The sequence below is a fragment of the Streptomyces rimosus subsp. rimosus genome (assembly GCF_000720725.1).
GTDB lineage: Bacteria > Actinomycetota > Actinomycetes > Streptomycetales > Streptomycetaceae > Streptomyces > Streptomyces rimosus_A.
Genome location: NZ_JOCQ01000102.1, coordinates 18,894 through 29,454, shown reverse-complemented (window position 1 = coordinate 29,454; position 10,561 = coordinate 18,894). Strand labels below are relative to the sequence as shown.

Genomic DNA, 10,561 nt, shown 5'->3' with positions numbered 1-10,561 from the left:
GCGGAAGGGGGTGTTGCGGGGCGGGCAGGCCCGTGGACGGTGGCGCGAGGGGGAAGTCGCCACTGTCCGAGGTGTTCACCGCGGGCGGTGGTGGTGGCGTGGAGGGGAAGGGCGGTACGGAGGGGAGCGGCGGCGATGCGCTGCTCTTGCGCGCCGGGGCGCCCGGAACCGGAGGCGTTTCTTCCGGCGCATCCGTACCCGTATCAGGCCCCGTACCGGTATCAGTCCCTGTACCCGTATCAGCCCCCGTACCCGCACGCGGGTCCGCGTTCGCAGGCGGGGCCGTCATCGCATCCGTACGAGAATCGGCCCTCGCACGCGGATCGCCCCCCGCACGCGGATCACCCCCCGCTCCCTCCGTCCGCAACGGCCCATCCGGCCCGAACCCCGCCGGCAGCGGTCCGATGTGGTCGAAGACCTCGACGATCTCGTCCTCGATGGTCGCTTCCGGAAGCAGCTCGGATGCCGCGAGCAGCGCCTTGCGCGCTCCGGCGGCCGTCTTGAAGCGCATGTCCGGGTCGGGCTGCAGCAGGTTGGCCAGCACCTGCCACAGCGGCTCCGCGATGCCCTCGGGCGCGTCCGGCGTCCCGTACTGCGCGAAGTGCTCGACCAGGCCCTGGGAGTCCGGCTTGGAGCCGGTCAGCAGGTGGACCGCGACCAGGCCGACCGCGAAGAGGTCGCCGGGGAAGTCGGGTTCGGCGCCCAGCATCTGCTCCGGCGCGAAGTAACCGGGTGTACCCACGACGTAGTTGGCGTCGGTCAGCCGCGGCTCGCCCTTGCGCATCGAGATGCCGAAGTCCGACAGCCGTACGTGCGGGCGGCCGGTGCCGGTGGCCTCCAGCAGGACGTTCGCGGGTTTGATGTCGCGGTGCACGACCCCTTCCGCGTGGACCGCGGTCAGGCCGGACAGCAGCTGGTCGAGCAGGACGCACACCAGGCGCGGCGGCAGCGGCCCGTAGTCGCCCACCAGGTGCGCCAGCGAACCGCCGTGCACGAGGTCCATGGTGAACAGGACCTTGTCGTCGTCCGCGGCCCAGCTCGCGGGGGCGAGCACATGCGGGTGGTCGATCCGTACGGCCTGCTCGCGCACGAAGCGCAACAGCGTGTGCGCGTCGCTCTGCTGCAGCACCTTGGCTGCCACATAGCGGCGGCGCCGCTGGTCCCAGGCGCGCCAGACGGCGCCCACGCCGCCCCGCCCGATCGGGTCGATCAGCTCGTACCGACCGGCGAAGACCTCACCCATTGCGCCCCGTCCGCGTATCGAACCACCGAACTGCCCGGCTCCCGGAGGGCGCCGCGTGCGCCGCTCCGGCTGTCCGCCGTCTAACTCTGGTGCGCCTCGTAGTGGGAGACCGCGTCGGCGGTGCGTCCCGCCCCGTAGACCCGGAGGAACTCTGCCAGTTCGGGGTGGGAGGGGGCGAGGGTGTTCGCGGCGTCGATGATGTCACCGGCGGCCGAGACCGAGCGCAGCAGCGACTGGATCTCCCGGACCACGCGCCGTACGGTCGTCGCCCCCGTGGACGAGGCGGTCTGCGCGGTGTTGTTCAGCACCGAGCCGCCCGCGGTCTTCTTGATCTCTTCCATCCGGTCGGTGGCCTCGGCGGCGCTGACGCTGCCGTCCGCGACCTGCCCGGCCAGCTCCTGGAGGGCCTGGACGCGCTGGACGACCGCCGGGTTGCCGATCTTCGCCCGCTGGCCGCTCATCAGCTGGGACAGCATGGGCGCGGACAGGCCCAGCACGGACGCGAGGCGCGCCTGGTTGAGGCCGAGATCGTCGATGAGACGACGGAACAGCGCTCCAAGGGGCTCCCCGTACCAGCTCCGCTGCAGCTCCCGAGCACGCGCGGTGGCTTCTTGCTGTGCTGCGTCCATGGCGTCTCCCCTGTCTCCCCGATCGCGCTTCGCTGCCGCGAATCTCGCGGAGCATCCTACGGAGAGCACCTGCGCGCGGCGATACCCGGTCGGGAAACCTCCCGGGCACCGGGTACCCTGGTTCGCGACGGGGCCTTAGCTCAGTTGGTAGAGCGCTGTCTTTGCATGGCAGATGTCAGGGGTTCGACTCCCCTAGGCTCCACTCGTCAAACCCCTCTGACCTGCGGGAACATGGTCGGAGGGGTTTTTGCGTGGGTTTCCCGGGGCGTGGGGCGGCCGTTGAGCCGACCCGTGCCGGCGCCGCGCCCGATGTTTGCTCCCGGCGGGCTCACGCCTGTGCGGAAGAGCGTTTCGAATGGCGCGGAATGTGTCGTGAACGGGCCGTGCCGCAGGTCCACGGTGGACTGCGGCACGGCCCGGACTCCTACAGGTGTGGGACGTCAGGGTGTGGGGCCCTTCGGTTCGTCGGCCTCGGCCTGCTTGGCCTGGACCTCCGGGTCCAGGACGGCGTCGTCGACGGCGGTCAGGGTGGTGCGTTCGTTGACCTCGGTGGCGGCCGGGGGCTCGACCAGCCAGTCCGGGTTGGCCTGCTTGTCCCACCACTTCCAGGCGGCGAAGGCGCCGCCCGCGAGGAGCCCGACGATGGCGAGGCGCTTGGCGGCCTTGCCGGCGCGCCGGCGGCGGTTGTGCTTCTTGACGATCTTCTCGATCTCCTTGGCCGACACCTGGCCGCGCAGGGCGGCGAGGGCGGCGGTGCCGCGGGCCACGGCCTGGTCGCGGACCGGCTCGGCCGCGGCGCGCGCGCTCTGCACGGCGTGCTCGACGCGCGGCGCCGTGTAGTCGGCGGCCTGGCGCGCGGCCTTGCGGGTGCGGACGGCGGCCTTGGTCGCGGCCTTGTCGACCTTCGGTGGCAGGGTGCCGCGGGCGTGTTCCAGGCGGGGCTGCACATGGGCGTCGTACTGGCTGCGTGCCTGGTGAGCGGCCTCGGCCACCTTGGGTGCCAGTCGCGTACGGGCCTCGTGCGCGTAGTGCGCGGCGGTGTCCTTGGCCGTACCGGCATACGGAGCCACCACCTCCGCCGCGTGCCGCACGCTGTCCTTGGCCGAACTGGTCGCCGCGCGCACGCTGTCCTTGCGGGTCACGGGATCCTCCTCCTCGGTGGCGTGTCCGGGGGGCTCGGGGGTTGTTCCCCAATGTCTGCTGTGTCGCCTGTCCACCCAAATCAAGATCATGCCTGCACACGCGCCGTACGGCATGTGCGAGCGGGCATCCGGGTCATTGGGGACCTTACGGAGCCTTGTGATGACAATGCCACGCTTCGGCGGTCCGTGCGCCGGTTCGGCGGGTACTGGTGACCGAAAGAGAAGCGGGAACGTGGGCCGGTGTCCGGGTGCCGGGCGGGTGTCCATGCGAGGATCGGGATTCGTCAGTGCAGACTTATGGAAGGTAGATCGTGGCTGAGCAGCTCTACGCCACCCTGAAGACGAATCAGGGCGACATCGAGATTCGGCTCCTGCCGAACCACGCGCCGAAGACGGTGAAGAACTTCGTCGAGCTCGCCAAGGGCGAGCGCGAGTGGACCCACCCGCAGACCGGTCAGACGTCCACGCAGAAGCTGTACGACGGCACGGTCTTCCACCGGGTGATCAGCGGCTTCATGATCCAGGGAGGCGACCCGCTGGGCAACGGCACCGGCGGCCCCGGGTACGAGTTCGCGGACGAGTTCCACCCGGACCTGGCCTTCAACAAGCCGTACCTGCTCGCCATGGCCAACGCCGGCCCGGGCACCAACGGCTCGCAGTTCTTCATCACGGTGTCCGCGACCGCCTGGCTGACCGGCAAGCACACCATCTTCGGCGAGGTCACCAACGACGCGAGCAAGAAGGTCGTGGACGCCATCGCGGCGACCCAGACCAACCCGCGTACGGACCGCCCGGTCAACGACGTCGTGATCGAGTCGGTCGTCGTCGAGAGCCGCTGACGCGCGGCGCCCGGCCCCGAGCGGACTCAGGTGCGTGCGGGTGACGGGTGTACGGGAACATTGCGCCCCGCCCGGTCGTAGATCGGGTGGGGCGCGCACTTCGTTCGTGCGGTGACGTCCGCACGGATCGCGACGAGGGACCGAGGGGACCATGGACCAGGTGCCAGGCAGCCCGCAGGAGCCGCGGGACGCGCGCGCGGGCGATTCCGCGCCCGGCTGCTACCGCCACCCGGACCGTCCGACGGGCATCACGTGTACGCGCTGTGAGCGGCCCGTCTGCCCCGAGTGCATGGTCAGCGCGTCGGTCGGATTCCAGTGCCCGGAGTGCGTACGCGGCGGCAGCGGTACGGGCCGTACGGCGCAGGCCACCGCACCCCGGACCATCGCCGGCGGCACACTGGCCGCGGACACCCGGCTGGTCACCAAGATCCTGCTCGGCATCAACGTCGCGGTGTTCCTCGCGGTGCTGGCGGTGGGCGACGGACTGGTGCAGGACCTGGAGATGATCGGCGGGGCCTTCACCCGGGAGGATCTGCGGTTCATCGGCGTCGCCGAGGGCGAGTGGTACCGCCTGCTGACCGCGGTCTTCCTCCACCAGGCACCGATGCACATCGCCTTCAACATGCTGTCCCTGTGGTGGCTCGGCCCGCCGCTGGAGGCGGCCCTCGGCCGGGTCCGCTTCCTCGCGCTCTACCTGCTCTCCGGCCTCGGCGGCAGCGCGCTGTCATATCTGCTGGCCGCGCAGAACCAGCCGTCGCTGGGCGCGTCCGGCGCGATCTTCGGGCTGCTCGGCGCGACGGCCATACTGATGCGCCGTCTGAGCTACGACATGCGGCCGGTGCTGATCCTGCTCGCGCTCAACCTGGTCTTCACCTTCGCCTGGCCCAACATCGCCTGGCAGGCGCACGTCGGCGGGCTGGTCGTGGGCGCCGCGGTGGCGTACGGGATGGTGCACGCGCCGCGCGCGCGGCGGGCGTTCGTGCAGGGCGCGACGTGCGCGGTGGCTCTCCTGGTGATCGTCGCGGTGGTGTGGGTGCGGACCGGCCAGCTCATGGGCTGAGCGGTCCACGCGTCGGCTGACCGGCTCACGTACCGGCTCGACCGGTCGGCTCGTCGGATGAGCCGATGATGTGGGCACAGTGTGCCGCCGCCCGGTTCCGGCCTGTGAAGAACCCTGGGCACAACGGGTTGTCCACAGCGGGAGCGGGATCTTGTGCACCGGGTGGAAAAGGCCGGTCACGGACCGTGCCGGGACGCGTTTGCCCAGGAAGAACAGGGTGGAACGGCGGTACGGGGTACGGTCCGCCAGTCACACCGGCGTCAACGGCCGGGAAGTTATCCACAGATCTTCTGAAGTTTTCCCCGGCTGTGGATAACCGTGTGGATGGCCTTGGGCAGGGCTTGCGCCGGGGCCGTGGAACCGGGGCACGCGGGAAGTCGGCGCACCGGGCCGGGCGGCGGCCCGGTGGCCTCTGCGGGCCCGCGCTACCGGCCGGGCCCGACGGCAGCCGACGTCCCCGCTACTTCCACTGCGTGGACACGCCGAAGCCCAGCGCGATGAAGCCGAAGCCGCACACGATGTTCCAGTTGCCCATCGCCTTGACGGGCAGATCGCCCCCGGTCACGTAGAAGAGCACGATCCACACCAGACCGATCAGGAACAGCGCCAGCATCACCGGAGCCACCCAGCCCCGGCCGGAACTCATGCGCAGATTGGTCGTCTGCTTCGCCGGCGGCGGCGTGAAGTCGTCCTTCTTGCGGATCCGTGACTTCGGCACGAGGAACTCTCCTGTCGATGATCTGCGTGACCGCACTGAGGGCGGATGATGCTGCTGACGGGCCGGGGCGACGGGAAGAGTTTTCCCTCCCCGGGCGTCCGTTAGCGTAGTGCTTCCGCGGCGTAGTAAGGAGCAAGGGTACGTTGAGCACTTCCGCCGACTCCCCCGGCCGCCCGTCGCGCCGCCGTCTGCGGCCGGTGCGTCTGCTGACGCTGGCGGTCTTCGCGCTGGCCGGACTGATCTTCTGGCTGAGTTTCGACACCGCGCGCGGTACGGACCTGCGCTCGGACGACTCGATGCTGCGCCTGTCCGACCTCATCCAGGAACGCAGCCACAAGAACGGCGCCCACGACGAGCGCAACGCCGCGCTGCGCGACGAGGTCGACACCCTCGCGCACCAGGACAGCGGCAGCACGCAGGCCGAGGACGCCAAGCTGGCGGCGCTGGAGAAGAATGCGGGCACCAAGCCGGTCGCCGGCCAGGCGCTGACCGTCACCCTGACCGACGCCCCGCCGAACGCCACCGCCAAGATCCCCGGTGTGCCGGAGCCGCAGCCCAACGACCTGGTCATCCACCAGCAGGACCTGCAGGCCGTGGTCAACGCCCTGTGGCAGGGCGGCGCCGAGGGCATCCGGGTCATGGACCAGCGGCTGATCTCCACCAGCGCGGTGCGCTGCGTCGGCAACACGCTGATCCTCCAGGGCCGCGTCTACTCGCCGCCGTACAAGGTCACCGCCGTGGGCGACCGGGACAAGCTGAACAGGGCGCTGACCGCCTCCCCCGCCATCCAGAACTACCTCCAGTACGTGAACGCCTACGGCCTCGGCTGGAAAGTCGAGCAGCAGGAGGCGGTGACTCTGCCCGGCTACTCCGGCACAGTGGATCTCCACTACGCACAGCCTGTGAAGCCGTGACCCGCCGGCCGCCCGCACCGGCGCCGGCGGCCGGGGAGGGGGCGGTCCGGGATGACGGTACGGTCCGGTGCGGCGGCGCGGTCCGGGGCGCGGGGGCGGCCGGGGGCCGGAGGCCGGCCCGGCGGGGTGGCGCGGCTGGTCGTCCGGACGGTCAGCGAGGTGTGCGTCACCGCCGGCACGCTGATCGTGCTCTTCGTGGTCTACGTCCTGTTCTGGACGGGAGTACGGGCCGACAGCGCGATGGACGGCGAGATCGGCAAGCTCCAGGACCAGTGGTCCACCGGCCCGGTCGCCGCCGGGACACCCGGGGCCACCGGCGGGCAGCCGAGCGGTCCCGGGAAGCAGCCGCCGTACGAGAACGGCAAGTCCTTCGCCGTGATGTACATCCCGCGCTTCGGCGCCGACTGGAGCAAGCCCGTGCTGGAGGGCACCGCGGTGGATGTCCTCAAGAAGGGACTCGGGCACTACGGGCGCACCGCGCGCCTCGGTGAGACGGGCAACTTCGCGGTCGCCGGACACCGCCGTACCTACGGCGACCCCTTCAAGGACTTCCCGCGGCTGCGGCCGGGGGACGCGGTGGTGCTCACGGACGGCACGACGTGGTTCACGTACCGGATCGACCGGCGCCCGTACCGGACGCTGCCCACCGACATCGGCGTCATCGACCCCGTACCGCGCGAATCGGGATACAGCGGGCCAGGCCGCTACCTCACGCTGACGACCTGCGAGCCGGAGTGGGGCCACAGTCACCGGCTGATCGCCTGGGCACACCTGGATTCCACCCAACCCGTGGAGCGTGGACGGCCGTCGGCTTTGACCGGCTGAGCCCCCGGTCCGGGCCCCCGCCCTTTAGTCTGGTGGGGCGATCGGCATCGATCGGCACGGTCATCGTCATCGGCGAGTAGGGACAGCGACAGCATGTACGGCTGGATCTGGCGGCATCTGCCGGGCAACGCATGGGTGAAGGCGCTGGTTTCACTCGTGCTCGTGCTGGCGATCGTCTACGTGCTCTTCCAGTACGTCTTCCCGTGGGCGGAGCCGCTGCTCCCCTTCAACGACGTCACGGTCGACCGAGGGATGGGCGCCGTCCGATGACCGCACGGATCCTCGTCGTCGACAACTACGACAGCTTCGTCTTCAACCTCGTCCAGTACCTCTACCAACTCGGTGCCGAGTGCGAGGTGCTGCGCAACGACGAGGTGGAGCTGCGGCATGCTCAGGACGGGTTTGACGGCGTTCTGCTTTCCCCTGGGCCGGGCGCCCCCGAGCAGGCCGGTGTCTGCGTCGACATGGTCCGGCACTGTGCCGACACGGGCGTGCCGGTCTTCGGCGTCTGCCTCGGGCTGCAGTCGATGGCGGTCGCGTACGGCGGTGTCGTGGGCCGGGCCCCCGAGCTGCTGCACGGCAAGACGTCCCTGGTCTCCCACGAGGGCGCGGGCGTCTTCAAGGGCCTGTCCACCCCCTTCACCGCCACCCGCTACCACTCCCTGGCCGTGCAGCCCGGCACCGTCCCCGACGAGATGGTGGTCACCGCCTGGACCGGCGACGATGCCGAGACCGGCGTGGCGATGGGCCTGCGGCACCGGGAACTGCCGGTGGAAGGCGTCCAGTTCCACCCCGAGTCGGTGCTGACCGAGTGGGGCCACCGGATGCTCGCCAACTGGCTGGCGGAGTGCGGCGATCCCGGTGCGGTGGAGCGTTCGGCGGGGCTCGCCCCGGTGGTCGGCAAGGTCGGCGCGTGACCGACCTCCGCCCCGAACGCGAGGGGAGGCCCTACGGCCCGTCGCGCGACGCCGACGGTACGTACGGCCGGGAGGCGTTCGAGGCGGCCGTGGGACAGCTGGCCGACCCGCTGATGGACCCGCTGCCGGGCCCCCCGCCGGCGTCGCAGCCGCGACCGGACGCCGACCGCGACACGCAGGGCCCCGGCCCCGGCTTGAGCCGTCCGGACACCGGGCCGGACGCCGCATCCTCCCCGTCGCGTTCCGCTTCCGCGAGCAGCGGTTCGCCGTGGTTCCGCCCGCGTCAGGCGGAGACGCAGACCCAGGCGACGGACCCCGAGCCGCAGCCCTCGGCCCAGCCCCAGGCCGCGGCGCAACCCGGTCCGTACGAGGATCTGGCCCGTCCGTACGTCGAGCAGGTCGACCCGTACGTGGAGCAGGTCGACCCGTACGTCGAGCAGTCCGCTCCGTACGTCGAGCAGTCCGCTCCGTACGTCGAGCAGTCCGCTCCGGACGAGGATCAGCCCGGGCCGCCCGGGCCGTACGCCCCGATACCCGACGCCGAGACCATGGCGCTCCGGCAGGCCGAGAAGGGCGGCGACCGCGGTGGGCCGGACGTTGTTTCACGTGAAACCGACGCGTCGCCGACCACCCCGCCGACGACCGGTGGCCGCGCCGCCCGGCGTAAAGCCGCCCAGGAGGCCGCCAAACGCGGGAACAGGCGTGGACGGCGTGGTTCCCCGGCAGAGGCCGCCACCGCCCCCTCCTCGGGCGCTGAGACGTCTTCCGCCCCCATGTCGCGGCTGGAGGCCCGACGGGCCGAGCGGGCGCGCAAGGACAGCGCCGGCGTCATCATGAGCCGTGCCCTGGGCGAGGTGTTCATCACCCTCGGCGTTCTGATGCTGCTCTTCGTCACCTATCAGCTGTGGTGGACGAACGTCCGGGCGCAGCAGCAGGCGGGCGGTACCGCCAACAGCCTGGAGCACGAGTGGGACGAGGGCGGTGAGGACCGCAAGCCGGACGCCTTCACGCCGGGCCAGGGCTTCGCGATCCTGTATATCCCCAAGCTGGACGTGAAGGTCCCGGTCGCGGAGGGCATCAGCAAGCCCGCGGTGCTGGACCGCGGCATGGTCGGCCACTACGACAAGAACAGCGTGAAGACGGCGATGCCCTGGGACAAGCAGGGCAACTTCGCCGTGGCCGGGCACCGCAACACCCATGGCGAGCCGTTCCGCTACATCAACAGGCTCACCAAGGGCGACAAGATCGTCGTCGAGACGCGCAGCACGTACTACACGTACACGATGGAGAGCATCCTCCCGCAGACCTCCCCGCGGAACATCGGGGTGATCGGCCCGGTGCCGAAGGGCTCCGGGTTCACCGGCCCCGGCCGCTACCTCACGCTCACGACCTGCACTCCGGAGTTCACCAGTACCTACCGGATGATCGTCTGGGGCAAGATGGTCGAGGAGCGGCCGCGGAGCAAGGGCAAGCCGGATGCGCTCGTCAGCTGAGCGAACGTAAGAGGGGTACCACGCGGTGACTGCCACCGGACACGACGAGGACACCGGCCCGGCGGCGGAGGCACCGGCGTCCGTGCCGCCGCGCCGGCTGCGCAGGCGCGTCGCCGCCGTCGTCAGCGTCATCGGCGAGCTGCTGATCACCTTGGGGCTGATCCTGGCCCTCTTCGTCGTCTACTCGCTGTGGTGGACGAACGTCCTGGCCGACCGCGAGGCGCACAAGCAGGGCGACACGGTGCGCCGGAACTGGGCGACGACGCCGACGGGCCCGGGCGCGCTCGACACCAAGGACGGCATCGGATTCCTGCACGTCCCGGCGATGAAGAACGGCGAGGTGCTCGTCAAGAAGGGCATCGACCCCGACATCCTCAACGAGGGAGTGGCCGGCTACTACACCGAGCCGGTCAAGTCGGCCCTGCCGCAGGACAAGCGGGGCAACTTCTCGCTCGCGGCGCACCGCGACGGGCACGGCGCCAAGTTCCACAACATCGACAAGCTCAAGAACGGCGACGCGATCGTCTTCGAGTCCAAGGACACCTGGTACGTCTACAAGGTCTACGCGTCGCTGGACGAGACCTCGAAGTACAACGTGGACGTCCTGGACAAGGTCCCCGAGGAGTCCGGCAAGCGCAAGCCGGGCCGCTACATCACGCTGACGACCTGCACGCCGGTCTACACCTCCACGTACCGCTACATCGTCTGGGGCGAGCTGGAGCGCACCGAGAAGGTCGACGCCAAGCGCACCCCGCCGAAGGAACTGCGCTGACGACGGCGC

General features: G+C 70.6%; 12 protein-coding genes and 1 tRNA gene. 9 read left to right on the top strand and 4 right to left on the bottom strand.

Annotation, left to right across the window (positions count from 1 at the left end; all coding sequences use genetic code 11):
• Positions 1–1,243 (bottom strand): serine/threonine-protein kinase (locus IH45_RS0134780; RefSeq protein WP_030678037.1); only part of this gene is annotated, 1,243 nt, incomplete at its 3' end.
• Between the two features lie 80 nt (positions 1,244–1,323).
• A complete protein-coding gene (locus tag IH45_RS0134775; protein ID WP_030678034.1) occupies positions 1,324–1,872 on the bottom strand; it encodes a helix-turn-helix domain-containing protein in 549 nt (182 codons plus the stop codon).
• Positions 1,873–2,001: 129 nt separating this feature from the next.
• Here IH45_RS0134775 and IH45_RS0134770 point away from each other — a divergent pair.
• Positions 2,002–2,074 (top strand) — tRNA-Ala (locus IH45_RS0134770).
• Positions 2,075–2,312: 238 nt separating this feature from the next.
• On the opposite strand, the gene IH45_RS0134765 is transcribed toward IH45_RS0134770, so the two are convergent.
• Positions 2,313–3,014 (bottom strand): DUF5324 family protein, encoded by a 702-nt coding sequence (locus IH45_RS0134765; RefSeq protein WP_030678031.1) that lies wholly within the window; start codon positions 3,012–3,014, stop codon positions 2,313–2,315.
• 311 nt (positions 3,015–3,325) lie between these two features.
• Here IH45_RS0134765 and IH45_RS0134760 point away from each other — a divergent pair, with 311 nt between their 5' ends.
• Together IH45_RS0134760 and IH45_RS0134755 are read left to right on the top strand one after the other, a co-directional pair.
• Complete coding sequence (locus tag IH45_RS0134760; RefSeq protein WP_030678028.1) at positions 3,326–3,853, top strand: peptidylprolyl isomerase; 528 nt, start codon at positions 3,326–3,328, stop codon at positions 3,851–3,853.
• A 151-nt stretch (positions 3,854–4,004) separates the two neighbouring features.
• The gene (locus IH45_RS0134755) at positions 4,005–4,913 is read left to right on the top strand and encodes a rhomboid family intramembrane serine protease (RefSeq protein ID WP_030678025.1); all 909 of its coding nucleotides are present in this window, start codon (positions 4,005–4,007) and stop codon (positions 4,911–4,913) included.
• Between the two features lie 460 nt (positions 4,914–5,373).
• Here the strand turns inward: IH45_RS0134755 and crgA are convergent, their stop codons facing one another.
• Positions 5,374–5,631: a cell division protein CrgA gene (gene crgA, locus IH45_RS0134750; protein WP_003978850.1), complete on the bottom strand. Its 258-nt coding sequence runs from the start codon at positions 5,629–5,631 to the stop codon at positions 5,374–5,376.
• Positions 5,632–5,774: 143 nt separating this feature from the next.
• Here crgA and IH45_RS0134745 point away from each other — a divergent pair, with 143 nt between their 5' ends.
• The 6 genes from IH45_RS0134745 to IH45_RS0134720 all read left to right on the top strand — a co-directional run bounded on the left by IH45_RS0134745 (position 5,775) and on the right by IH45_RS0134720 (position 10,552).
• A complete protein-coding gene (locus tag IH45_RS0134745) occupies positions 5,775–6,545 on the top strand; it encodes a DUF881 domain-containing protein (RefSeq protein ID WP_030678023.1) in 771 nt (256 codons plus the stop codon).
• A gap of 126 nt (positions 6,546–6,671) precedes the next feature.
• The gene (locus tag IH45_RS0134740) at positions 6,672–7,370 is read left to right on the top strand and encodes a class E sortase (RefSeq protein WP_030678021.1); all 699 of its coding nucleotides are present in this window, start codon (positions 6,672–6,674) and stop codon (positions 7,368–7,370) included.
• A 93-nt stretch (positions 7,371–7,463) separates the two neighbouring features.
• The gene (locus IH45_RS1000000149555; RefSeq protein ID WP_030678019.1) at positions 7,464–7,640 is read left to right on the top strand and encodes a hypothetical protein; all 177 of its coding nucleotides are present in this window, start codon (positions 7,464–7,466) and stop codon (positions 7,638–7,640) included.
• A complete protein-coding gene (locus IH45_RS0134730; protein ID WP_030678016.1) occupies positions 7,637–8,287 on the top strand; it encodes an aminodeoxychorismate/anthranilate synthase component II in 651 nt (216 codons plus the stop codon). The genes IH45_RS1000000149555 and IH45_RS0134730 overlap by 4 nt, the downstream gene beginning before the upstream one ends.
• A gap of 113 nt (positions 8,288–8,400) precedes the next feature.
• Positions 8,401–9,780 carry a class E sortase gene (locus IH45_RS0134725; RefSeq protein ID WP_394298728.1) on the top strand — a complete coding sequence of 460 codons (1,380 nt, stop codon included), beginning with the start codon at positions 8,401–8,403 and terminating at the stop codon, positions 9,778–9,780.
• Between the two features lie 25 nt (positions 9,781–9,805).
• Positions 9,806–10,552 carry a class E sortase gene (locus tag IH45_RS0134720; RefSeq protein ID WP_030678011.1) on the top strand — a complete coding sequence of 249 codons (747 nt, stop codon included), beginning with the start codon at positions 9,806–9,808 and terminating at the stop codon, positions 10,550–10,552.
• Positions 10,553–10,561: the final 9 nt, after the last annotated feature.